Here is a 22,860-nt window from a genome sequence, read left to right as displayed (position 1 = left end):
GGTCAGAGCCCCGCCTCGATGGCGACCGCCTTGCCGGTCGCAGCCGACTTGACCACCGCAAGTCCGGTCGCCAGCGACCACACGCCGTCCTCGCCCGTCGCCGAGGGCGTGCCCTTGCCGGCGACAGCGTCGTGGAACGCCCGCAGCCCCGCCTCGTAGAGATTGTGCTGGTCCAGCTTGAGCTCGTGTTCGCCCTCGGCATTGCGCAGCACGACCGAGCCGACCGGCTTCTGCGTCATCACGTTGCGCGCGATCAGCGATCCCTCGGTGCCGTGTACCTCGAAACCGGTCTCGGCGAACTTGGTGGTGAAGGCGTCATGGAACTGGGCGACCAGACCCGACTTGAAACGAAGCACACCCATGACGGCGTCTTCCAGCCCCGCCTGCCCCATGCCACCCGCCTGGCTGAAGGCGATTGCCTCGACCGGATCGTCGTTCAGCACGAAGCGCAGCGTATCAGTGTCGTGCACCGTGATATCGAGGATGACGCCGCCGCCAGCTTGCGGCTTGTCGAGGCGCCAGCCCTGCAGGTGCGGCGGCAGGTAGACAGCGTGGAAAACGCGTGCGGCGAGCGGCTTGCCGATACGGCCCGCAGCAATCGCATCGCGCATCGCCCGATGGCTCGCCGCATTGCGCAGGTGGTGGTTGGTGGCCATCACCACGCCGGCCTCGCGCGCGGCCTTCACCATCGCCAACGCGTCGTCGAGCGTCAGCGCCAGCGGCTTCTCGCACAGCACGTGCTTGCCGGCCTTTGCCGCAGCAATTGCCTGTTCCAGGTGCAGTTCGTTGGTGGTCGAGATATAGACCGCGTCGATGCCAGGATCGCCGACGATGCCGTCGAGCGAGGTCACCGACTTGGCGATACCATTCGCTTCGGCATAGGCGCGACCGCGTTCGGCGTTGGTGCTCATCACCGAGACGACCTCGCCGCCGGTCGCGCGGATGGCGCCGATGACCCATTCCTTGGCGATGGTGCTCGCCCCGATCAGACCCCAGCGTGTCATGCTGTAAGCTCCCTAACCCGTTGCGGCGCACCGCAGCTCTCGCGCACCACCAGCCGCACCGTCGCCACAAGCGCCTCGGCGTCGAAATCGCCGGCATTGATCTGCTTGAGCAGGAGCTGTGCCGCCCGCCGGCCCATGCCTTGCGGATCGACCGAAACGGTGGTCAGCGCCGGCACCGCCGTCTTTGCCTCGATGACGTCGTCGAAGCCGATGACGCCGAAGTCGACACCCGGCTCGATGCGGGCGCTGCGCAGCCCGTCGCAGGCGCCAAACGCCACCGCATCGTTGAAGCACAATGCCGCCGTCGGCCGGTCGGCCATCGACAGCAGCCGCTCGACCGCCGCCACGCCGCCCGCGCGCGACGGCGCCGAGCTGATCACCAATTCGTCCGAGGCATCGAGACCGGCTTCCAGCAGCGCATCGCGGAACCCGCGCATGCGTTCGTCGAAGACAGCCGTGTCACTGAACCCACCGAGGAAGGCGATGCGGCGGTGGCCGAGTTCGATCAGATGCCGCACGGCCGACATCGCACCTGCATGCCCGTCGGATACGACGGAGGAAACCTTGAGGCCGGGCACGTTGCGCGCCACAAGCACCACCGGAATGCCGCTATCGACCAGAGGCCGGAGGTCGGCGGCAGTGGTGCCGCGTGCCGGCGACAGGATCAGGCCGGCCATGCCGTGTTCGCGCATCGAGGCGATCACCTCGCCCTGGCGGTCGGCATTCTCGGACGTGTTGGCCATGAACTGGATGTAGCCGGCCGACTGCACCACCATGTCCATGCCGACGGCAAGCTCGGCAAAGAAGCTGTTGGTCAGGTCGTTGACCACGATGCCGACGATCTTCGATTTCGACTGCCTGAGATTGGCGGCACCGCGGTTGTAGACGTAGCCGAGTTCGCGAATGACGGCGCCGACCCTGGCGCGCGTCACCTCGTTCACCAGGGAGCTGCCCTGGAGGACGAGCGAGACGGTCGACTTCGACACGCCGGCGGCGCGCGCAACATCGACAACTGTCACCTTCGCCTGCTTCAAACCGATCCTCCCGAGGGAACGTTCTTGGCTCCCATTTCCGAGTCCAATAATTGGAACGTTCCAAACTGTCAAGCATTGAAGAACCCGAACGCTGCCGTTTTCACAAAGAGTGCACGACAGGCGCACGGCCACAGAAACGCCAAAATTGTACACAATTCGACATTTCAAACGATTTACTACACTTGAATAGCGTTCAACCGCTTCGACGCCCCGCATCACCGGCAAGTCGATCCGCACAACCGCTCGGGGTCCCAAAATTCCAACTTGAAATTTGGAACGATCTAAATTACGAGATTCAGCCGATCAGGGGAGGAACCCATGGCCAAGGCAGTCAAACTTCCGCGGGCGGACCGCTCCATCGAGACTTACGCCCTTGTCGGCACGCCCACCGAACGCCCTTCAACCGCTCCCAGCTTCAACCGCATCGCCTATGCGGCTGCCCATGTCGTGTCCGATCCTTGGGCCGATGTGACGCCATGGAACAGCCCGGCCATCGACTGGGATGCGACCATGGCCTTCCGCCATCATCTCTGGTCGCTTGGCTTCAGGATCGCCGAGGCGATGGACACCTCGCAGCGCGGCATGGGGCTCGACTGGGCCGGTGCGCAGGAGTTGATCCGGCGCTCGCTCACCGAAGCTCGCACGGTTCCAGGCGCCGACCTCGCCTGCGGCGCCGGCACCGACCAGCTCGACAAGCGCAATGCGCGATCGCTCGACAACGTGATCGCTGCCTATGAGGAACAGCTCGACTTCATCGAAAAGCATGGTGGCCGCGCGATCATGATGGCCAGCCGCGCGCTTGCCCATGTCGCCACTTCCCCTGACGACTACCGCAAGGTCTATGGCCGCATCCTCACCCAGGCCAAGGACAAGGTGGTGCTGCACTGGCTGGGCGACATGTTCGACGCCGAACTCACGGGCTATTGGGGCAGCACGCGTTTCGAGGATGCGCTCGACACGGTGCTGGGCATCATCCGCGACCACAAGGACAAGGTCGAAGGCATCAAGATTTCGCTGCTCGACCAGGCCTGCGAGGTCGAGCTGCGCCGCCGCCTGCCCGAAGGCGTGATCTGCTTCACCGGCGACGATTTCAACTATGCCGGCCTGATTGAAGGCGATGGCGAGAGGCATAGCCACGCTTTGCTCGGCATCTTCGACGCGGTCGCGCCGCAGGCATCGAAGGCTTTGGCTGCACTGGCCAAAGGCGACCTCGCCACCTTCCGCGGCACCATCGAGCCGACGGTGCCGCTGTCGCGGAAAATCTTCGAGGCGCCGACGCAATACTACAAGGCCGGCGTCGTCTTCCTCGCCTGGCTCAACGGCCACCAGAGCCACTTCACCATGCCTGCGGGCATGCAGTCCGCGCGAGGTGCCGTGCACTACGCCGACATTTTCCGCCTCGCCGACAAGGCCGATGTGTTGGACAAGCCGGACCTCGCCGCCGAGCGCATCACGGCGCTGATGACCCAGTACGGCATCGCCTGACCGGCTACATCAGCCCCAGTTGCTTGTAGAAGCCGAGCGCGTCGTAATAGTCGCTCTGGCTGGTGATCTTGCCGTCCTTGACCGAGAACATCGAGGCACCGGTGAAGGAGAACTTCTTGCCAGTGGCCTTGGTGCCGTCGGCCCAGTCACCGCTATTGATGCCGGAAAACTCCCATTCGAACGACACGCGGTCATCCTGCACCACCGGCGCGCCCTTCATCTGCCAGGCGGCATCGGGCACGGCCTTGAGGAAATTGTCGATGACGCCGGTCTTGGCAGCCTCCTTGCCTTCGACCGGCTTGCCGACCGAGGCATCATAGTAGGTGACGTTGTCGGCGAGATGCTCGGCTGCCTTGGCGGAGTCATGCGCGTTCCAGGCGGCGAGATAGGCTTCGACCACGGCCTGCGGCGTATCCTGCGCCAGCGCTACTGAAGGAACCGCTGCGAGGAGCGCTGCTACTGCTGCGGATGCGAGAAACTGACGGCGGTGCATGTCTTTTCCTCCCAAGTTGGACGACCTCATCTTCTCCCCTTGCGGGAGAAGGTGGCCGAGCGAAGCGAGGTCGGATGAGGGGTGTTGGCCGGAGCGACCCCTCACCCGGATTGCCAACCTTGCCGCTGCGCGGCTGCGGGGCAATCCGACCTCTCCCACATGGGGAGAGGTCAAAAAGTTACCCATGCGCGATCATCACGTGGCGCACGGCAGTGTAGTCCTCCAGCGCATAGACCGACATGTCCTTGCCGTAGCCGGACTGCTTGAGGCCGCCATGCGGCATCTCGTTGGTCAGCATGAAGTGCGTGTTGATCCAGGTGCAGCCATATTGCAGCCGTGCTGCCGTCGACATGCCGCGCGAAATGTCCTTGGTCCACACCGACGACGCCAGGCCGTAGTCGCTGTCATTGGCCCAGTTGACCGCCTCGTCGACGTCGGAGAAGCGCGTCACCGATACCACCGGACCGAACACCTCGCGGCGCACGATCTCGTCTTCCTGCAGCGCGCCGGCGACCACGGTCGGCTGATAGTAGAATCCGCCGCCCTCGCCCGGTTTGCCGCCGGTGGTGATATCGATGTGCTTGAGCTCCGAGGCGCGCTCGACGAAGGAAGCGACGCGGTCGCGCTGGCGCCTGGAGATGAGCGGACCGATCTCGTTTTCGGTGTCGTCGGCCTGGCCGAAGCGGATGGTCGACACAGCAGACGACAGGTCGGCGACGAGCTTATCGTAGACCTTCTTGCCGGCATAGATACGGCAGGCCGCCGTGCAGTCCTGGCCGGCATTGTAGTAGCCGAAGGCACGCAGGCCGCTGACCACGGCGTCGATATCGGCATCGTCGAAGACGATCACCGGCGCCTTGCCGCCGAGTTCCAGATGCGTGCGCTTGACCGACTTGGCCGCCGCCTGCAGCACCTTCTTGCCGGTGGCGACGTCGCCGGTGATCGAGATCATGCTGACGGCAGCATGGTTGATCAGTGTGTTGCCGACGCTTTCGCCGCGGCCAAGCACGACATTGACCACGCCCTCGGGCAGCACGTCGGCAAGGATTTTCGCCAGCTTCAGCGCCGTCAGCGGCGTTTGCTCGGAAGGCTTGAAGACGACCGTGTTGCCGCCGGCGATTGCCGGTGCCAGCTTCCACGCCATCATCATCAGCGGATAGTTCCACGGCGCGATCGAGGCGACGATACCCACAGGGTCGCGGCGGATCATCGAGGTATGGCCGGGCAGGTATTCGCCGGCCACCAGCCCCGGCATCGAGCGCACCGCACCGGCAAAGAAGCGGTAGCAGTCGACAATGGCCGGAATCTCGTCATTGAGCACGGCATTGATCGGCTTGCCGCAATTGAGCGCTTCAAGCTTGGCAAAGCCTTCCGCCTCGGCCTCGATCCGGTCGGCGATCTTGAGCAGATAACCCGAGCGTTGCGCCGGGGTGGTCTTGGACCACGTCACGAACGCCTTCTGTGCCGCCGCGACTGCCGCCTCGATCTGCGCCGGCGAGGCCTCCGGCAGGCTGAGGATCGTCTCGCCGGTACGCGGGTTGAGGATCGCTTCTTCCGTCTCGGTTCCGCGCTCGAACTTCGAGCCGATCAGCATTTGGGTGTCCATGTAAGTTCTCCCTGGATCAGTGTCTTTGGAGGGCGAATAGGGAGTAGCGAATAGCGAGTAGAAACAAGCGATCGAACAGATCCTATTCGCTATTCGCTACTCCCTATTCGCTGTTGTCATTTTCCCGCCCCGGCGATCTGGTCGCCTTCGCGGGTCAGGTAATAGGCGGCGAGGATCGGCAGCAGGGTCGCCAGCACCACGACCATGGCGACGACATTGGTGACCGGGCGCTGGCGCGGCCGCACCAGTTCCTCGAGCATCCAGATCGGCAGCGTCTGCTGCTGCCCGGCGGTGAAGGTGGTGACGATGACCTCGTCGAAGGACAGCGCGAACGCCAGCATGCCGCCTGCCAGAAGTGCGGTCCCTATATTGGGCAGGATCACGTGCCTGAAGGTCTGGAACCCGTCGGCGCCGAGGTCCATCGACGCCTCGATCAGCGAGCCCGAGGTGCGGCGGAACCGCGCCACCGCGTTGTTGTAGACGACCACCACGCAGAAGGTCGCGTGGCCGAGCACGATCGTCCAGAACGAGAACGGGATCTCCGCCAGGCTGAAGGCCGAGCGCAGCGCGATGCCGGTGATGATGCCGGGCAGCGCGATGGGCAGGATGACCAACAGCGAGATCGCCTCGCGGCCGAAGAACCTTGTCTGGCTGACGGCTGCGGCGCAGAGCGTGCCTAGCACCAGCGCAATCGCCGTCGAGATCGCCGCGACCTGCACCGACAGGCCGAGCGCCTGCCAGACATCGGGCCGTGCCCAGGTGGCTGCGAACCATTGCGTCGTCAGCCCGGGCGGCGGCCACTGGTAGCTCTTCTCCTCCGTCGTGAAGGCATAGACGAAGATCAGCAGGATCGGCAGGTGCAGGAAGGCGAGACCTGCGGCAGCCGCGATCTTGAGGCCGCGCGGGGCCGATTGCGAACGGTCAGAGCGCATCGAAGGCTCCCATGCGTTTGGCGCCCCAGAGGTAGAAACCCATGATGACGATGGGCACCACGGTGAAGGCGGCGGCGAGCGGGATGTTTCCGGCGGTTCCCTGCTGGGCATAGACCGCCTGGCCGATGAACAGCCTGGACGTGCCGATGATCTGCGGAATGATGTAGTCGCCGAGCGTCAGCGAGAAGGTGAAGATCGAGCCGGCGACGATGCCCGGTAGCGCCAGCGGGAACAGCACGTTGCGGAAGGTCTGGCCCGGCGACGCCCCGAGATCGGACGAGGCCTCGACAAGGTTGCCGGGCACGCGTTCGAGGGCGGCCTGAATCGGCAGGATCATGAACGGCAGCCAGACATAGACGAAGACGATGAAGGTGCCGGTGAACGAGACCGACAGCGAGTTGCCGCCGACCACAGGCAGTGACAGCCAGCTGTCGAGCAGCCAGGACAGGTGCAGCTTGGCGAACAGCCAGGTCAGGATGCCTTCCTTGGCGAGGATAAGCTTCCACGCGTAGATCTTGACCAGGTAGCTCGACCACAAGGGCAGCATGACGCCAAGATAGAACAGCGCCTTCCATTTGCCGCGGGCATAGCGCGCCGCGTAATAGGCGATGGGGAACGCGACGACGGCAGAAGCCAGCGTGACCAGTGCCGCCATGGTTACCGTGCGCACGATGATGTCGAGATTGGCCGCCTGGAACAGGTCGCCATAAGTCTTGAGCGTCAGCTCTCGGCTGATCAGCCCGGAGAACTCGTCGATCGAAAAGAAGCTCTGCGCCAAGAGCGCGATCAGCGAGCCGATATAGACGACGCCGAGCCAGAGCAGCGGCGGCGCCAGCATCAGGAACAGCAGCAGGCTCGGCCGGCGCCACAGCAGGTCCGACAACGACCCGGCGAAACCGCCGCGCCTGGGCAGGATCGCGGCAGCCACGTCGGTCGCCCCGGTGACAGCCTGGACGCTCATGCCTGCTCCTCCATCAGGTGGAGCTGGTCGCGGTTGAAGCTGAGCATGACATGCTCGCCATCGTCGGGCAGCGAAGCGCCGGCCGGCACCGTGGCGTGCAGCCGGAGGCCATCGGCATCGAGCGCCAGCTTGGTGGCCGCACCCAGATAGTGCCGCGACAGGACGCGGGCGGCGACGCCATCGCCGCTCTTGTCGCGACCGACGCGGATCTGTTCCGGCCTGAGGCTGCCCCAGCGGCGCTGGCCGGCATAACGCTGCACGAAATCGGGCGGCAGCACGTTGGACGAGCCGACGAAATCGGCGACGAAGCGCGACGCCGGGCGCTGGTAGATGTCCTCGGGCGCGCCGACCTGCATGATGCGGCCGTCGTTGAAGACCGCGACCCGGTCGGCCATAGACAGCGCCTCGCCCTGGTCGTGCGTGACGAAGACGAAGGTGATGCCGAGCGCCTTTTGCAATTGCTTGAGCTCTTCCTGCATGCTCTCGCGCAGCTTGAGGTCGAGCGCGCCGAGCGGCTCGTCGAGCAGCAGCACCTTGGGCTTGTTGACCAGCGCACGCGCCAGCGCCACGCGCTGCCGCTGGCCGCCGGACAGCTGGCCCGGCTTACGGCTGCCATAGCCCGGCAGTTGCACCAGCTTGAGTGCGTCCTCGGCGGCGCGGTGGCGTTCGTCCTTTCCTATGCCCCTGACCATCAACCCGTAGGCGACGTTGTCGAGCACGTTGAGATGCGGAAACAGCGCGTAGTCCTGGAACACCGTGTTGACGTTGCGCCGGTAGGGCGGCACGCCCTCGGCGCGCTCGCCGAAGATCGAGATACTGCCCGATGTCGGCTGCTCGAAGCCGGCGATCAAACGCAAGCAAGTGGTCTTGCCCGAGCCAGACGGTCCCAGCATGGCGAAGAACTCGCCAGGCTTGATCTCGAGGTCGACAGCATCGACCGCGCGCACCGCGCCGAAATGGCGGGAGGTCTTTTGAAAGGCGACTGCTGGGGTCATCGTCTCAGGCTTTCGATGTCTGGGCCATGCAAGCCCGGGCGATATGCCCTGGCCATGGCTGCGCATCCGGCCGACCCACGGCCGCCGATGCTTGTCTGCCGCCGCCGTCAGGCGGTCGTTTCAGGTCGGTTGGTACCCTCCGCCCCCTCTCCCCACGGGAGAGGGTTGGCCGCAACGCGGCCTGGCGAGGGGACATCGTTCGTTGCCGGCCTCAGCGGCCGCCGATCACGCCGATATAGTCCGAGACCCAGCGATAATAGGGTACGCACTGGTCGTTCTGGCTGGCGCATTTCGACACCGGCGTCTTCCAGAACTTGATCCTGGCGAAGTCCTCGAAGCCGTTGGTCTTGCAACCCTCGTCGGTGAGCAGCGCGTTGCCCTTGCAGGCGGCTGGTACTGCCGGGTTCGAGCCGAACCAGGAGGCAAGATCGCCCTGCAGCTTGGGGTTCAGCGAATGCTCGAGCCACATATAGGCGCAGTTGGGGTTGGCGGCTTCGACATGCATCATCGTCGTATCGGCCCAGCCCGTGGCACCCTCTTCCGGGATGGTCGAGGCGATCGGCTGCTTCTCCGACTTGAGCAGGTTGACCTGGAACGGCCACGAACCGGAAGCGACGACGCCTTCGTTCTTGAAGTCGTCGATCTGGATCATGGCATCGTGCCAGTAGCGGCCGGCCAGCGTGCGTTGCACGCGCAGCAGATCAAGCGCTGCCTTGTACTGGTCCTCGTTGAGCTCGTAGGGATCCTTGATGCCGAGATCGGGTTTGTGCGCCATCAGGTAGTTGGCGGCGTCCGCAATATGGATCGGGCCGTCATAGGCCTGGACGCGGCCCTTGTTGGGCTTGCCGTCGGGTAGGTCCATCGGCTCGAACACGACGCTCCAGCTCTTCGGCGCTTCCTTGAACACGTCGGTGTTGTACATCAAGACGTTCGGGCCCCACTGGTAGGGCACGCCGTAATGCTGGCCGTCGACGGTGAACCACGGCGCATCCTTGAGGCGCTCGTCGACGGTCGACCAGCTCTTGACGAGGTCGGTGTTGATCGGCTGGACACGCTTGCCGGCGACGAGGCGGAGCGAGGCGTCGCCCGAAGCGGTGACGAGGTCGAAGCCGCCCTCGTTCATCAGCGCGACCATTTCGTCGGAAGTGGCGGCGGTCTTGACGTTGACCTTGCAGCCCGACGCCTTCTCGAAATCACTGACCCAGTCGTAATTCTTGTCGGTCTCGCCGCGCTCGATGTAGCCGGGCCAGGCGATGATGTTGACCTGGCCCTCGGCCTTGCCGATCTCCTTGACCTGCGCCACCGCCTGGCCGGAAAAGCTGCAAGCCAAGGCGATTGCCGTGCAGGATTTCAGAAATGCCTTCATCACGATCCTCCCATGTGCAGGAACCGCTCTCTCATCGGCGGTGTTGCCCTGCAACGAAAGGTGCGGCGAAAGCGCAGCTTTCGCAAATTCATTCGAAAGAAGGGTGATATCGGTTTTTCCGATACCCAGAGCGCCGCGCGTCCGTTCGGACGCGCAAAGGACGCTCTGGCACTTTGTAGCTACGCATCGTGCTTTGCGAAGATCGAGCCCGATTTTCGCGCCGGCACGTCAAAGCTTCTGGCGGACGGTCCGCTGCGCCTGGGCGATGCCGATGAAATCGCGCGCTGCCGCCGGCAGCGACGAGCCGCGCCGCCACACCATGCCGACCTGCACCACCGGCAGCGAGCCGGAGACGTCGCGCGACTCGATGCGGTCGCCTTCGAGCGACCACGGCCGGTAGACGAGGTCGGGCAGCAGTGCCACCCCTGCCCCGGTCGCCACCAGCGAACGCACCGCCTCGACCGAACGCGTGCGGAAGGCGACATGCGGCTTGGCGCCGATGGCCGAAAGCAGCTTGCCGGTGTTCTCCTCGATCTCGTCGACCGACAGCATGATCAGTGGCTCCGATGCGATGTCGCCGACGCTGATGATCTCGGCGGAGGCCAGCGGATGGCCGAGCGGCAGCCACAGCCGGTAGGCCGAGACCTCGAGAATCTCCGATTGCAGCGCCATGCGGTCGCGCAGATTGGAGGTGACCATGACGGCGAGGTCGAGCTTGCCGCCGACCAGAAGGTGTTCGAGATAGTCGCCATTGTCCTCGATCGCCGAGATCTCGACCGCCGGATGAGCACGACGGTAGCGCGCCAGCAGGTCGGAGAGCACGTAGCCGGCGACCAGCGAGGTGACGCCGAGCTTGAGCTGGCCGGTGGCTGTCGCCTGCCCGCCGAAGAAGGTGCGCCGCGCGTCCGACACGTCGGCCAGGATCTTGGTGGCGTGGCGCAGGAACTGGTGGCCCTTATGGGTGATGTTGAGCCCGCGCGGATGGCGCTCGAACAGCTCGACGCCGAGATCGCCCTCCAGCTCCTTGATCGCCTCGGTGACCGACGACTGCGAGATCGACAGGTTCTGCGCCGCGCGTGAGATCGTGCCCTGCTCGGCGACGGCGACGAAGAACTGAAGCTGACGAAGCGTGAAGGCCATGGCGGGAGTAGACAGGGCGGCGGGGAATTTGGGAAGAGGCCGGCGTTCCCTTCTCCCCTTGTGGGAGAAGGTGCCCCGAAGGGGCGGATTAGGGGTGTTGGACGGAGTGAGGCGTTCAGATTGTGCGCTATTATCTCTTCTCCAGCTTCTCATTGCTTCCAACACCCCTCATCCGTCTTGGTGCTGCACGCCAATCCACCTTCTCCCACAAGGAGAGAAGGTCAGGTTCTCGCCTTGCCACGCCCCGTTTCCGGTCTGGCCATCGTGATGAAAAGGTTCGGGCAGCGGGGCGCGAGGCCCTGCCTGCCGATAGTTTGATCCACGCGGGATGGTGACAGAGCTCCTGACAAGCAAGCCGGTTCTGCACCGCAGCAGCAATTGCCACTTCACGGCATGGATCCCCGGGTCTCCGCACGTCGCTTCGCTCCTGCTCCGCCCGAGGATGACGAAGGCATTGGGGCTCGCGGCTAATCGTCAACGTCGGTGACTGCAGAGAGCTCCGGCTCTTGTTCTTGCGTAGCTCTCAATTGCGAGGACTCCCTGCCAAGGGCCAACCTTGGAGACTAGCCGAAAGCCACCATGCCTTCGTCATCCTCGGGCGGAGCAGGAGCGAAGCGAACTGCGGAGACCCGGGGATCCATGCCGTGACCGTCCCGTCTAGCTGACCGTGCAGAAAAAAGCCGCCGCGATCCTTCGCCCCCCCCTCTGGCCTGCCGGCCATCTCCTCCACAAGGAGGGAGATTACGCCGTCATCGGCACCGCAGCCAATCGCCAACACCGCAAGACTTGTCCTTGCGGTGTTGCAGGATATGCCCTGCAGGCGACGCGGCTATTCTCCCTCCCTGTCGGGCGCGACGGCGAAAAATCGCGGTGACCGTGGAAAACGTCTCCTCGCGGGACTGCGAAACAGCATCAGCCACCAAAAGCAGCAGGCAGGAAAATCCCGCCTCGCACAATCGATGATCCGGCTGAGACAGATTAATGCAGCACGAGCACGTCGCCGGAGGAGAAGCTGATCTCGGTCTTTTCGCCGACGACCGGTGGCGGGCTGTTGGGGCTGTTGAAGGTGTCGAGCGACACGACGTTCTGGCCGACGCCAACGCGGACGCGGATGACCGAGCCGAGGAAATGCACGTCGGCGATCTGGCCGGAGAGGTTGGAGTCGTTGCCTGCCTTGCGGCCGAGCGAGATCGCCTCGGGCCGCAGCGCCAGCGACAGCGTGTCGCCGGCCTTGGAGCCGTTGAGCTTGCCCTTGAGGCCGATCTCCTCGGCATTGATCGTGACCGTGCCGGACGCTGCGTCGCTGATCGTGCCTTCGAGCACGTTGAGCGTGCCGACGAAATTGGCGACGAACTTGGTCGAAGGCCGGTTGTAGATCTCGAACGGCGTGCCGGTCTGATCGGCGCGGCCCTCGTTCATCACCACAATGCGGTCGGACATCGACAGCGCCTCTTCCTGGTCATGGGTGACGAAGATGGTGGTAATGCCGAGCTTTTTCTGGATGGCGCGGATTTCCTCGCGCAGCGACAGACGCACCTTGGCATCGAGCGCCGACAGCGGCTCGTCGAGCAGGAGCAGCTTGGGCTTGGGCGCCAGCGCGCGCGCAAGTGCAATGCGCTGCTGCTGGCCGCCGGAGAGCTGGTAGGGATAGCGGTCGCCGAAATCGGGCAGCTTGATGATGTTGAGCATCTCGGCGATGCGGGCATCCGCCTCGGCCCTCGGCATGCCGGCCACCTTGAGGCCGAAGCCGATATTCTGGGCAACCGTCAAATTGGGAAACAGCGCATAGGCCTGGAACACCATGCCGATGTGGCGCTGGTTCGGCTTGAGGCCGGTGACGTCCTTGCCCCCAACGAAGACCTTGCCAGCCGAGGGCTCCTCGAAGCCGGCGACGATGCGCAGCATGGTGGTCTTGCCGCAGCCCGACGGCCCGAGGAAGGAAACGAACTCGCCGGCGCCGACGTCGAGATTGAAGTCCTTGACGACGGCGACGTTGCCGAACGACTTCTTGACGTTCTGGATGGAGAGGAAGGGATCGGCCATTGGCTTTTGCTCTTCTTGTTCAGTTCGGGCGATTTGCCGACTTCGGCGCGAAACGGGCGAGGATCTGGATCACCGACATGCAGCCCCAGGTGATGGCGAAGGCGATGACCGCAAGCGCCGCCGGCTCATAGGCGCGGTTGGCGCCGATGTTCTGCAGGTACGGACCGAAGGCCGGGCGGTTGAGCAGGCTCGCCAGCGTGAACTCGCCGATGACGATGGCGAAGGTCAGGAAGGCGCCCGACAGAACCGCGATCAGCACGTTGGGCAGGATGACGCGGGCGATGATCGTCGTCCACCCGGCGCCGAGGATCTGGGCCGCCTCGGTCAGCGTGCGCACGTCGATGGTGCGCAGGCCGGTGTCGACGGCGCGGTACATGTAGGGCAGCGCCAGCGTGGCGTAGCCGATGACCAGCAGCGCATCGGTGCCGCGCGCCGTGCCGAGGAACGGCAGCGGCGAGTTGGAACCGTACATCCTGATATAGCCGAAGACGATGACGATCGCCGGGATGACCAGCGGCAGCAGCGTGATGAACTCGACGACCGGCCTGAGATGCGGCATGCGCAGCCGGATCCAGTAGGCCGTCGGCACCACGAGCAGGACGCCGAGCAGGATGGTGAACACGGCCACCGTCACCGAATAGGCGAAGGTCTCCTGGAAGCGGCTGTCGCCGAGCACGACGCGATAGGCGTCGAAGGAATAGACGCCGCGCCGCATGCGCAGCGAGAACTCGAAAGTGGCGATCAGCGGAATGAAGAAATAGGCGGTGCCGATGGCAAAGACGAGCCAGGCCCAGAAGCGACCGGTCTTCATTTGAGCCACCTCTCGCTGCGGGTGCGGAACCAGATGTAGAAGATGTTGGCGAGGCCAGTGACGACGATCATGCCGAAAGCCAGGGCATAGCCGAGATGCGGGTTGTGCAGCACGTCGCCGCGGATCTGCGCATAGAGCTTGATCGGCACGATGTTGAGCGACGAACCGGTGAAGGCATAGGCCGTGGCAATCGCCCCGAAGGCGTTGGCGAACAAAAGGATGACGGTGCCGAGGAAGCTCGGCCACAGCACCGGAATGACGACCATGCGCCAGTATTGCCAGGTGGTGGCGCCGAGCGTGGCTGCCGCCTCGCCCCACTCGCGCTTGAGGCCGTCGATCGCCGGCGTGATGATGACGATCATCAGCGGGATCTGGAAGAACAGATAGACGATGATCAGGCCCCACGACGTGAGCACGTTGAAGCCCATCGCGTAGATGTTGATGCCGAACACGTCGCGCAGGATGACGGTGACGAGGCCGAGGCGGCCGAGCGTCGCGAGGAAGGCGAAAGCCAGCGGCACGCCGGCGAAATTGGAGGCGACGCCGGAAAACGTCATGGTCGACGAGCGCACCCACCTGGGCAGGCCGCCGCGCACGATGGCAATCGCCATGGCGAGGCCGACGAAGGCGCCGATGGTGGCCGACCAGAAGCTGATCTTGATCGACACCCAGTAGGAGTCACGGATCGACTGGTCGGTGAAAAGCTGGCGGATGTTGTCGAGCGTGTATTGGCCCTGATCGTTCTGGAAGGCGCCGACGACGAGATAGAGCGTCGGCAGGATCAGGAACATCAGGGCGAAGATGAAGAACGGCGCGACACCGAGCCAATGGGTCGGCAGGCGGAAGCCGCTCTTCGCCTCCGGCGGCGCGGAGCGCGCGGCATCAGCCGTGGTGGATATGCTGGCTTGGGTCATCGGGCCGCCGTATCGAGAGAAAATGCGGGCGGCCGCAAAGCCGCCCGCGATGGCAATTGCTCAATTACTGAACGTTGGCGCCGACCACGGCATCCCACTGCTTAGTGATCGCTTCCTTGCCCTTGGCCTGATCGTCGAGCGTCGGGAACACGGCCTGTTCATAGGCAGCGGCCGGCGGCAGCTTGTCGAGCATCTCCTGCGGGATCTTGCCGTTCTTGGCGAGATCGTTGAAGCGGATCGGGTGGCAGTAGCCCTTCAGCCAGCCGAGCTGACCTTCGTCGGAATAGAGATACTCCATCCATAGCTTGGCAGCGTTCGGATGCGGTGCATAGGCGCTGATCGCCTGGACGTAGACGCCGGCGACGACGCCCGACTTCGGAACGACGACCTCGACCGGCGGGTTGCCGTTGAGGGTGTCGCGACCAGCAAGGGCGTTGTAGTCCCAGGTGATCAGGATCGGGGTCTGGCCCTGGGCCAGCGTCGCCGACTTGCCGATGACCGGCACGAAGTTGCCCTTGGCGTTCAGTTCCTTGAAGAAGGCGAGGCCCTTCTCGGCGGCCGAAGCGGCGTCGGTGGCACCCGAGCCCAAGCCGGCGGCGTAGACGCCCTGGATCGCCTGGTTGGACGCACGCGGATCGCCGGCAAGCGCGACCGAGTTCTTGTATTCGTCCTTGAGCAGGTCGGCCCAGTCGGCCGGTGCGTTCTTGACGAGGTCCTTGTTCACTTCAAACGATAGCACGCCGTAATAGTCGCCGTACCAGAAGCCGTCAGCGTCCTTGGCGGTGTCGGGGATCGAGTCCCAGGTCGCGACCTTGTAGGGCTGGATCAGGCCGTCGGCCTTGGCCTGCGGGCCGTAGGAGAGGCCGACGTCGATGACGTCAGGCGCCTGCGGGCCCTTGTTGTCCTTGTTGGCCTTGATCGCCTCGATCTCGTCGCTGGAGCCCGCGTCGGGGTTCAGCTCGTTGACGGTGATCTCGGGATACTTCTTCTTGAAACCATCGATGACGGCGCCGTAACCGCACCAGTCATGTGGCAGCGCAATCGTGGTCAGCTGGCCCTCCGCCTTCGCGGCGGCTTCGAGCGCGGCCATATCCTGGGCCGACACGATTGCCGTCGTCACCATCAGCGACGCCGCGCTTAGGGAAAGCACTTTCCCTGCAAACTTGAACATGTGTTCTCTCCGTTGAACTGACGCCATGAGACGCCTGCGATGCGGTAATGGCTTCATGTGACAGTCACATGAAAGTTCCATGAAGCCACCGCCCGCAGTGGAAAAAAGTTAACTACTTTTAATCGGTTGTCGCAATCGTCGCCGTTGTTTACCGGCTAACTAAATTCCGCATGCCTTCCCAAGCCCCTCCCTCTATTTTGCCGACTATAGAAATCAGGAATACCTCCCTGCACTAGTCTCAAACCGTCCCTTCGATGGCGTTTTCAAGCAAGCCGAGCGCGGCCTTCTTGGTGAGCTTGACCGGGTTGCCGCCAGCGGTCGGATCGACCACGGCCATGTCGGCGATCAGGCCCTTGCGTTTCTTGTCCATGTCGAGGCCCTTGATCAGGCCCGGCAGCGCGTGCGGCACCTTGAGTTCCTTGCGCAGCTTGATGACCGCCTTGGCGAAACCGTCGAACCCGCCCTTGATGCCGCAATAGGCGGACAGGCGCGCGATGCGCTCCTCGATGGCGTCGCGGTTGAAGGCGAGCACATATGGCATGAACACGGCATTGGTCATGCCGTGATGGGTGTCGTAGAGCGCGCCGATCGGGTGCGACAGCGAGTGGATCGCGCCAAGGCCCTTCTGGAAGGCGGCGGCACCCATGGCGGCAGCGCTCATCATGTGGGCGCGGGCGGTCAGGTCCTTGCCGTTGGCGAAGGCCTTGGGCAGGTTCTCGAACACCAGCCGGATGCCCTCGACGGCGATGCCGTCGGCCATCGGATGGTAGCCCGGAGCGCAGTAGGCCTCGAGGCAGTGGGCAAGCGCGTCCATGCCGGTGCCGGCGGTGATGAAGGACGGCATGCCGACCGAAAGCTCGGGATCGGCAATGACGATGGCCGGCAGGAGCTTGGGATGGAAGATGACCTTCTTGGTGTGGGTCTCTTCATTGGTGATGACGCCGGCGCGGCCGACTTCGGAGCCGGTGCCGGCGGTGGTCGGCACCGCGATGATCGGCGCGATGGCGTCGGAATTGGCGCGGGTCCACCAGTCGCCGACATCCTCGAAATCCCAAACCGGAAGCGTCTGCCCCGCCTGGAAGGCGATCAGCTTGCCCAAGTCGAGCGCCGAGCCGCCGCCGAAGGCGATGACGCCGTCATGCTTGCCCTTCTTGAACACCGCGATGCCGGAGGTGAGGTTCGATTCGACCGGGTTCGGCTTGACGTCGGAGAAGACGCCGTAAGGCACCTTGGCGTCATCGAGTATCTTCAGCGTGCTGGCTACGACCGGAAGTTTGGCGAGGCCCGGATCGGTGACGAACAGCGGCTTCTTGATGCCGGTGGCGGCAAGCACGTCGGGCAATTCGGAGATGCGGCCGGCGCCGAAGCGCACGGTGGTCGGGTAGTTCCACTTGGAAACGAGTTTGGACATGTCTTCGCTTTCAGAAAATCAGATGAGCTTTTGGGAAATCAGATGGTTTCGCGCAGGTGATACGACTTCGGCCGGGTCAGGTTGTCGTAGCCGATCTGCGACAGGGCGGCGCCCTTGCCGGTGTCCTTGACGCCGGTCCAGACGAGTGCCGGATCGAGATAGTCGCAGCGGTTCATGAACACGGTGCCGGTCTCGACGCGGTCGCCGATGGCGATGGCGTGCTCGGTGTCGGCGGTCCAGATCGAGGCGGTCAGGCCATAGGGGCTATCGTTCATCAGCGCGATCGCCTCTTCGTCGTTGTGCACCTTCATGATGCCGACGATAGGGCCGAAGCTTTCCTCGCGCATCACAGACATCTGATGGTCGACATTGGTCAGCACCTCGGCCGGCAGGTAGGGCGAGCCTGCCTTGTCCTGGGCGTCTTTGGTGTTCATGTGGGCGACGGCACCCTTGCGCAGGGCTTCGGCCTTCTGCTCGCGGATGAAGTCGGCGAAGCGCGCCTGCGCCATCGGCCCCATGGTCGTCGCCTGCTCCAGCGGATTGCCGAGCACATAGCTCCTGGTCTCGGCGATGAAGCCCTCGACAAACTGGTCGTAGACCTTCTCGTGGACGTAGATGCGCTCGATGCCGCAGCAGCACTGGCCCGAATTGAAGAACGCGCCCTCGACGAGGTTGGCGACGGCATGGTCGAGCTTGGCGTCGGGCAGCACATAGGCCGGGTCCTTGCCGCCGAGTTCGAGGCCGAGCGTCATGAAGGTGCCTGCCGCAGCCTTCTCGATGGCGCGGCCGCCAGCCACCGAGCCGGTGAAGTTGACGTGGTCGATCTTGCCCGAGGCGAGCAGCTTCTCGGTCTGGGCGTGGTTGAGCACGATGTTCTGGAACACGCCCTTCGGCAGGCCGGCCTTGTCGAAGGCCTGCTGGAAGCGCTCGCCGACGAGCAGCGTCTGGGCGGCGTGCTTGAGGATGACGGTGGAGCCGGCCATCAGCGCCGGCACGATGGTGTTGACGGCGGTGAGGTACGGATAATTCCACGGCGCAATCACCATGACGACGCCGAGCGGGTCCTTGCGGACATAACGGCGGAAGCCATCCTTGGGATTGGAAGCGGGCACCGGCCGAAGCGCCTGTTCGGCGATCTCAACCATGTAGTTGGTGCGTTCCTTGACGCCGCCGAACTCGCCGCCATAGCGGGTCGGCCGGCCCATCTGCCAGGCAATCTCGGGCACGATCTCGTCGCTCATCGCCACGAGGTTTTCGAGCATGGCGAGCATGTACTTGCCGCGTTCGGCGATCGAGGTCTGGGCCCAGGCGACCTGGGCGGCGCGAGCGCGCTCGACGGCGGCGCCGACCGCCTTGTCCTCGGCAAACGGGCGCTCGACATAGATCGAACCGTCGATGGGGGATTTGAGCTTGACCGTTTCGGTCATTTTTTGGTCCTTCCAGTATTCAAGTCCCTCTGGCCATCGGTCGGAGGGTGTCAGCGGGTGGTGATGACTTTAGTACCGCTCGAAACCGCGGTGCAATTCCCAGTCGGTGATGCGGCGGTCGTATTCGAACTGCTCCCAGCGCGCGGTGTGGACGTAGTGCTCGACGACGTCCTCCCCCAGCGCCTCGATCAGCATCTTCGACGATGCCAAGGTCTCGGTGGCATCGCGCAGGGTCTTCGGAATTTCGGGCAGGCTGGCCGCCTGATAGGCATCGCCGACAAACGGCTTCTGCAGCTCGAGCTTCTCGTCGATGCCGGCGAGGCCGGCGGCAATCAGAGCGGCAAAGGCGAGATACGGGTTCAGGTCGGCGCCGCCGATGCGGCACTCCATGCGGATGCCCTTGGTGCCCTCGCCGCACAGGCGGAAGCCGGCGGTGCGGTTGTCCTCGCTCCACATGATCTTGGTCGGCGCGAACGTGCCGGCCTGGAAGCGCTTGTAGGAGTTGATGTAGGGCGCCAGGAACCAGGTGAACTCCTTGGCGTATTTGAGCTGGCCTGCGGCCCACTGCTGGCCAAGCTTGGACAGCGTCCACTCCGCACCCTTGTCGAAGAACAGCGGCGTCTTGCCGTCGGCGCTCCACAGCGAATTGTGGATGTGGCTGGAATTGCCGGCGAGGCCGTAATTGTACTTGGACATGAAGCTGATCGACTTGCCTTCGCTAGCAGCGATCTCCTTGGCGCCGTTCTTCAGGATGACGTGCCGGTCGGCCATCTCCAGCACTTCGGCGTAGCGGACGTTGATCTCTTCCTGGCCCGGGCCCCACTCTCCCTTGGAATTCTCGATGGGAATGCCGGCGGCTTCCATCTCGTTGCGAAGCCGGCGCATGACGCCCTCTTCCTTGGTGGTGATGCCGATCAGGTAGTCCCCGATATAGGGCGATGCGGTGTCGAGGTTCTGCCAGTGCTTGGCGCGGGCGGAATCATAGGTTTCGGAGAACAGGTAGAATTCGAGCTCGGATGCGAAATAGGCGAGATAGCCGCGCTCCTGCAGCCGCCTGACCTGCTTGCGCAGGATCCCGCGCGGCGAATGCGGCAGGTCCTCATGTGTGTGGTGATCCTGCAGGTCGCAGATCAGCAGCGCCGTCTTTTCCAGCCAGGGCACGTTTCGGATCGTGTTGAGGTCGGGCTTCATGACGAAGTCGCCATAGCCTTTCGACCAGCTTGCCGCCTTGTAGCCGGGCACCGGCTCCATATCGATGTCGTTGGCCAGCAGGTAGTTGCAGCCATGCGTCTCGTCATAGGCGGATTCGACGAAGTACTTGGCCAGGAAGCGCTTGCCGACCAGACGGCCCTGCATGTCGACGGCACAGGCGAGGACCGTGTCGATCTCGCCCGAGGCAACAGCCTTCTTCAACTGATCGAAAGTAAGATTTCCAGCCATTTTTGTTCCGCTCCGGGCGATGCCGCTTCAGGTTTTCGGGATGATCGAGATGGTGAAACGAGACGTGGCCGGCGCTTGGCCGGCCACGGCCATGTCGAGGACTATCAGTGTCCGGTTTCGCCCACGGCGCGCTCGGCCGCAGCGATCTCGGCGGCACGCTTGGCAACCTCGTCGCCGATCGGCGGGCCCTGGAAGCGACCGCGCTCGAACACGAACCAGACGATGCCGGTGACGACCAGGAAGCCGACGGTGATGTAGAGCGCCCAGTCGTTCGGCGGCTGGATGCCGAGCACGAAGATCAGCACCATGGCGATGATCGACAGCACCGCAAACAGCTTGAAGGTGCCTTCGCCGAGATCCCACGGACCCATCTTGTCCCACTTCGAAGTGCCCCAGGCCATCAGGCCAAGCGCGATCGGAATGGTGAAGGAGAAGAACAGGAAGATGACGGTGCAGGCGACGACGATGGTGTAGACCGGCGTCTCGCCGATGGAGACCAGCGACGAACCCCAGACGAACAGCACGGCCAGGATCGAGCCGGTCCAGATCGCCGCGACAGGCGTGCGGTAGGTCGGGCTGACCTTGGCCAGTGCCTTCGAGCCCGGCAGGCCGCCGTCACGCGAGAAGGCGAAGATCATGCGCGACACCGACGTCACCGTCGCCAGGCCGCAAAGCCACTGGGCGACGAAGATGGCAAGGTACAGGATGTCCTTCACCACCGGATTGACCTGCTGTTCCATGCCCCAGAAGAACACGTTCCAGCCCTGCTTGGCGGCTTCGTCCATGCTCGGCAGCATCAGCACGAACGAGCACAGCATGATGTAGCCGAACAGGGCCGACCACAGCACCGAGCCGACCATAGCACGCGGCACCGAATGTGCGGCCTTGAGAGTCTCTTCCGAAGTATGCGCCGAGGCGTCGTAGCCGGTGATGGTGTAGATCGGCAGCAGCAGGCCGAGCATGAACACCCACATCGACGAGTTGGCAGGCCAGACATTGCCCCCTGCTTCACCCGAATAGTTGGCGAAGGTGAACAGCCTGGAGATCTCGTAGCTGTCGGCGGCAGCGAGGCAGACCAGTGCCAGCGCAATCGCGGTTGCGAAGATCAGGTAGCCGGAGAAGTCGGTCAGCCTGGCCGTGAGGCCGATGCCCATGTGGTTCACCAGCGCCTGCAGGCCGGTGATGATGGCCAGGAAGATGATGCGCGTGGTGGTGGTGTCTTCGAGCCCGAGATAGGTGGTGCCGAAGGCGCCCATGAAGAAGTAGTAGGTGCCGACATTGATGGCGCCGAGCACGGTGACGAGGCCGAGCAGGTTGAACCAGGCGGTCAGCCAGCCGGTGAAGCGGTTGCCGAGGATCGAACCCCAGTGATAGAGGCCGCCGGCCGTCGGATAGGCCGAGCTGATCTGGGCCATGGCGACGGCGAAGACCAGCGACACGAAGCAGCCCAGCGGCCAGCCGATGCCGATCGCCGCACCGCCGGCGCCGGACGTTGCCTGCGCCAGCGAGTTGATGCCGCCGGACAGGATGCAGATGATGGAGAAGGAAACGGCGAAATTGGAGAACTGGCTCATTCTCCGTTCGAGTTCCTGGGCATAGCCCATGCTGTGCAGGACTTTGACGTCCTCGCTCTTGTCGTGATCGGAATAACCAGGCGATGTCATTTTGAATGTCCCCTTGTTGTTATGCCTTTGTCTGCGCTGCGCGACCGTTGCCCGACCCGAATGGGGCAGCTTCGCCCGCTTCGGGTTCGAGTTCGGCAAAGATGCCCGTGAGCAGATCCGCCCATTTCCGCTGCCCGGCCTGCGCCGAAATTTCGTCGTTGCGGATTTCGATCATCGCGCACGCCAGGCCGCGCGACCTGCCGTGGTGTTCCAGGGTGAAGTAAACGCGGTCGGCCGGCGAGTATGGCTCGTTGACGCCGACGGTGACGCCGGCGAGTTGCTGCAGCGCCGCGACCAGCGGCGCGGCGAGCCGCGCGTCCTCGTCATGGATGATGCCAATGTGCCAGGGGCGCGAAACGCCCTTGTAGACCGGAGTGAAGGAATGGACAGACACCAGTCTCGTCTCCCGCCCTTCGCGGCGCCGCTCCGAAACAATCTCGTCGATCGCTTCGTGGAACGGCTGCCATGATAGCGCGATTCGCGCCTCGCGCTGAGTGGCCGAAAGCCCTGCGTTGCCAGGGATGACGGTGGTCTCGCTGATCTCGGGGATCAGGTCGGGGGCGCCGATCGGACGGTTGCAGTCGATGGCGAGGCGAGAGACGCAGGACTCGACCAGCGTCGCGTCGAGGCCCTCGGCCATGCGCCGCGACACCGGCAGCGCGCCCGGATCCCAGGCGATGTGGCGCAGCATTTCCGATGCATCGAGGCCGAGCGGGCCGACGCTCGCGGGCAAATGGTTGGAGGCGTGGTCGCAAAGGATGACGTAGGGGCTGCGCCCGTCCCGGTTTGTCACCCGGACAGCATTCGAAATGGCGCGCGCGGCTACCTTCGCTGTTCCCATTCTTTCATCCCCAGGGCGTATCGTATGTTACGTATTTTTGTTCATTGCGCCCGTATGGATGATTTCATACACATCATAAGAGTTTGTCAAATGCCATTTGAAGGCATGCACCGGACTGAGCG

General features: G+C 64.0%; 19 protein-coding genes. 1 reads left to right on the top strand and 18 read right to left on the bottom strand.

Features of this window, described 5'->3' with window-relative positions; all coding sequences use genetic code 11:
• Positions 1–2: 2 nt before the first annotated feature.
• Together CO731_RS10560 and CO731_RS10555 are read right to left on the bottom strand one after the other, a co-directional pair.
• The gene (locus CO731_RS10560; RefSeq protein ID WP_108607061.1) at positions 3–1,004 is read right to left on the bottom strand and encodes a Gfo/Idh/MocA family oxidoreductase; all 1,002 of its coding nucleotides are present in this window, start codon (positions 1,002–1,004) and stop codon (positions 3–5) included.
• On the bottom strand, positions 1,001–2,038 hold the full coding sequence (locus CO731_RS10555) for a LacI family DNA-binding transcriptional regulator (protein ID WP_108607060.1): 1,038 nt from the start codon (positions 2,036–2,038) through the stop codon (positions 1,001–1,003). The genes CO731_RS10560 and CO731_RS10555 overlap by 4 nt, the downstream gene beginning before the upstream one ends.
• Before the next feature lie 318 nt (positions 2,039–2,356).
• Between CO731_RS10555 and CO731_RS10550 the strand changes: the two genes are divergently transcribed.
• Positions 2,357–3,523, top strand: coding sequence for a dihydrodipicolinate synthase family protein (locus CO731_RS10550; RefSeq protein WP_108607059.1), 1,167 nt, complete (start codon positions 2,357–2,359; stop codon positions 3,521–3,523).
• 4 nt (positions 3,524–3,527) lie between these two features.
• Here the strand turns inward: CO731_RS10550 and CO731_RS10545 are convergent, their stop codons facing one another.
• From CO731_RS10545 to CO731_RS10465, 16 genes are all read right to left on the bottom strand, one after another.
• Entirely contained in the window at positions 3,528–4,016 is a 489-nt protein-coding gene (locus CO731_RS10545; protein WP_108607058.1) for an ester cyclase, read from the bottom strand.
• A gap of 178 nt (positions 4,017–4,194) precedes the next feature.
• Complete coding sequence (locus CO731_RS10540) at positions 4,195–5,622, bottom strand: gamma-aminobutyraldehyde dehydrogenase (RefSeq protein ID WP_108607057.1); 1,428 nt, start codon at positions 5,620–5,622, stop codon at positions 4,195–4,197.
• 116 nt (positions 5,623–5,738) lie between these two features.
• Positions 5,739–6,554: an ABC transporter permease gene (locus tag CO731_RS10535; protein ID WP_108607056.1), complete on the bottom strand. Its 816-nt coding sequence runs from the start codon at positions 6,552–6,554 to the stop codon at positions 5,739–5,741.
• A complete protein-coding gene (locus CO731_RS10530; protein ID WP_108607055.1) occupies positions 6,544–7,515 on the bottom strand; it encodes an ABC transporter permease in 972 nt (323 codons plus the stop codon). The genes CO731_RS10535 and CO731_RS10530 overlap by 11 nt, the downstream gene beginning before the upstream one ends.
• Complete coding sequence (locus CO731_RS10525) at positions 7,512–8,510, bottom strand: ABC transporter ATP-binding protein (protein ID WP_108607054.1); 999 nt, start codon at positions 8,508–8,510, stop codon at positions 7,512–7,514. Before CO731_RS10525 ends, CO731_RS10530 begins: the two co-directional genes overlap by 4 nt.
• Before the next feature lie 211 nt (positions 8,511–8,721).
• Positions 8,722–9,876 carry an ABC transporter substrate-binding protein gene (locus CO731_RS10520; RefSeq protein ID WP_108607053.1) on the bottom strand — a complete coding sequence of 385 codons (1,155 nt, stop codon included), beginning with the start codon at positions 9,874–9,876 and terminating at the stop codon, positions 8,722–8,724.
• Positions 9,877–10,104: 228 nt separating this feature from the next.
• A complete protein-coding gene (locus tag CO731_RS10515) occupies positions 10,105–11,016 on the bottom strand; it encodes a LysR substrate-binding domain-containing protein (protein ID WP_108607052.1) in 912 nt (303 codons plus the stop codon).
• A gap of 978 nt (positions 11,017–11,994) precedes the next feature.
• Positions 11,995–13,059 carry an ABC transporter ATP-binding protein gene (locus CO731_RS10505; RefSeq protein ID WP_108607050.1) on the bottom strand — a complete coding sequence of 355 codons (1,065 nt, stop codon included), beginning with the start codon at positions 13,057–13,059 and terminating at the stop codon, positions 11,995–11,997.
• 19 nt (positions 13,060–13,078) lie between these two features.
• Positions 13,079–13,870, bottom strand: coding sequence for an ABC transporter permease (locus tag CO731_RS10500; protein WP_108607049.1), 792 nt, complete (start codon positions 13,868–13,870; stop codon positions 13,079–13,081).
• The gene (locus CO731_RS10495; RefSeq protein WP_108607048.1) at positions 13,867–14,784 is read right to left on the bottom strand and encodes an ABC transporter permease subunit; all 918 of its coding nucleotides are present in this window, start codon (positions 14,782–14,784) and stop codon (positions 13,867–13,869) included. The genes CO731_RS10500 and CO731_RS10495 overlap by 4 nt, the downstream gene beginning before the upstream one ends.
• Before the next feature lie 64 nt (positions 14,785–14,848).
• Positions 14,849–15,955: an ABC transporter substrate-binding protein gene (locus CO731_RS10490; protein ID WP_108607047.1), complete on the bottom strand. Its 1,107-nt coding sequence runs from the start codon at positions 15,953–15,955 to the stop codon at positions 14,849–14,851.
• A gap of 238 nt (positions 15,956–16,193) precedes the next feature.
• Positions 16,194–17,366: an iron-containing alcohol dehydrogenase gene (locus CO731_RS10485; protein WP_108607046.1), complete on the bottom strand. Its 1,173-nt coding sequence runs from the start codon at positions 17,364–17,366 to the stop codon at positions 16,194–16,196.
• A 38-nt stretch (positions 17,367–17,404) separates the two neighbouring features.
• Positions 17,405–18,847, bottom strand: a complete 1,443-nt coding sequence (locus CO731_RS10480) for an aldehyde dehydrogenase family protein (RefSeq protein ID WP_256371670.1) — start codon at positions 18,845–18,847, stop codon at positions 17,405–17,407.
• 15 nt (positions 18,848–18,862) lie between these two features.
• Positions 18,863–20,233, bottom strand: coding sequence for a glutamine synthetase family protein (locus CO731_RS10475; RefSeq protein WP_108607044.1), 1,371 nt, complete (start codon positions 20,231–20,233; stop codon positions 18,863–18,865).
• Between the two features lie 104 nt (positions 20,234–20,337).
• Positions 20,338–21,897 (bottom strand): amino acid permease, encoded by a 1,560-nt coding sequence (locus tag CO731_RS10470; protein WP_108607043.1) that lies wholly within the window; start codon positions 21,895–21,897, stop codon positions 20,338–20,340.
• A gap of 19 nt (positions 21,898–21,916) precedes the next feature.
• Positions 21,917–22,738 (bottom strand): N-formylglutamate amidohydrolase, encoded by an 822-nt coding sequence (locus CO731_RS10465; RefSeq protein ID WP_108607042.1) that lies wholly within the window; start codon positions 22,736–22,738, stop codon positions 21,917–21,919.
• Between the last annotated feature and the right edge of the window lie 122 nt (positions 22,739–22,860).

The organism is Aminobacter sp. MSH1 (assembly GCF_003071665.1).
Classification (GTDB): Bacteria; Pseudomonadota; Alphaproteobacteria; order Rhizobiales; family Rhizobiaceae; genus Aminobacter; species Aminobacter niigataensis.
This window is presented reverse-complemented; position numbering and strand designations above follow the sequence as displayed.

Bases quoted from the DNA above. Each gene is read 5' to 3' on its own strand.
- CO731_RS10560 (WP_108607061.1), bottom strand. From the start codon at position 1,004: ATGACACGCTGGGGTCTGATCGGGGCGAGCACCATCGCCAAGGAATGG.
- CO731_RS10550 (WP_108607059.1), top strand. From the start codon at position 2,357: ATGGCCAAGGCAGTCAAACTTCCGCGGGCGGACCGCTCCATCGAGACT.
- CO731_RS10545 (WP_108607058.1), bottom strand. From the start codon at position 4,016: ATGCACCGCCGTCAGTTTCTCGCATCCGCAGCAGTAGCAGCGCTCCTC.
- CO731_RS10540 (WP_108607057.1), bottom strand. From the start codon at position 5,622: ATGGACACCCAAATGCTGATCGGCTCGAAGTTCGAGCGCGGAACCGAG.
- CO731_RS10535 (WP_108607056.1), bottom strand. From the start codon at position 6,554: ATGCGCTCTGACCGTTCGCAATCGGCCCCGCGCGGCCTCAAGATCGCG.
- CO731_RS10530 (WP_108607055.1), bottom strand. From the start codon at position 7,515: ATGAGCGTCCAGGCTGTCACCGGGGCGACCGACGTGGCTGCCGCGATC.
- CO731_RS10525 (WP_108607054.1), bottom strand. From the start codon at position 8,510: ATGACCCCAGCAGTCGCCTTTCAAAAGACCTCCCGCCATTTCGGCGCG.
- CO731_RS10520 (WP_108607053.1), bottom strand. From the start codon at position 9,876: ATGAAGGCATTTCTGAAATCCTGCACGGCAATCGCCTTGGCTTGCAGC.
- CO731_RS10515 (WP_108607052.1), bottom strand. From the start codon at position 11,016: ATGGCCTTCACGCTTCGTCAGCTTCAGTTCTTCGTCGCCGTCGCCGAG.
- CO731_RS10505 (WP_108607050.1), bottom strand. From the start codon at position 13,059: ATGGCCGATCCCTTCCTCTCCATCCAGAACGTCAAGAAGTCGTTCGGC.
- CO731_RS10500 (WP_108607049.1), bottom strand. From the start codon at position 13,870: ATGAAGACCGGTCGCTTCTGGGCCTGGCTCGTCTTTGCCATCGGCACC.
- CO731_RS10495 (WP_108607048.1), bottom strand. From the start codon at position 14,784: ATGACCCAAGCCAGCATATCCACCACGGCTGATGCCGCGCGCTCCGCG.
- CO731_RS10490 (WP_108607047.1), bottom strand. From the start codon at position 15,955: ATGTTCAAGTTTGCAGGGAAAGTGCTTTCCCTAAGCGCGGCGTCGCTG.
- CO731_RS10485 (WP_108607046.1), bottom strand. From the start codon at position 17,366: ATGTCCAAACTCGTTTCCAAGTGGAACTACCCGACCACCGTGCGCTTC.
- CO731_RS10475 (WP_108607044.1), bottom strand. From the start codon at position 20,233: ATGGCTGGAAATCTTACTTTCGATCAGTTGAAGAAGGCTGTTGCCTCG.
- CO731_RS10470 (WP_108607043.1), bottom strand. From the start codon at position 21,897: ATGACATCGCCTGGTTATTCCGATCACGACAAGAGCGAGGACGTCAAA.
- CO731_RS10465 (WP_108607042.1), bottom strand. From the start codon at position 22,738: ATGGGAACAGCGAAGGTAGCCGCGCGCGCCATTTCGAATGCTGTCCGG.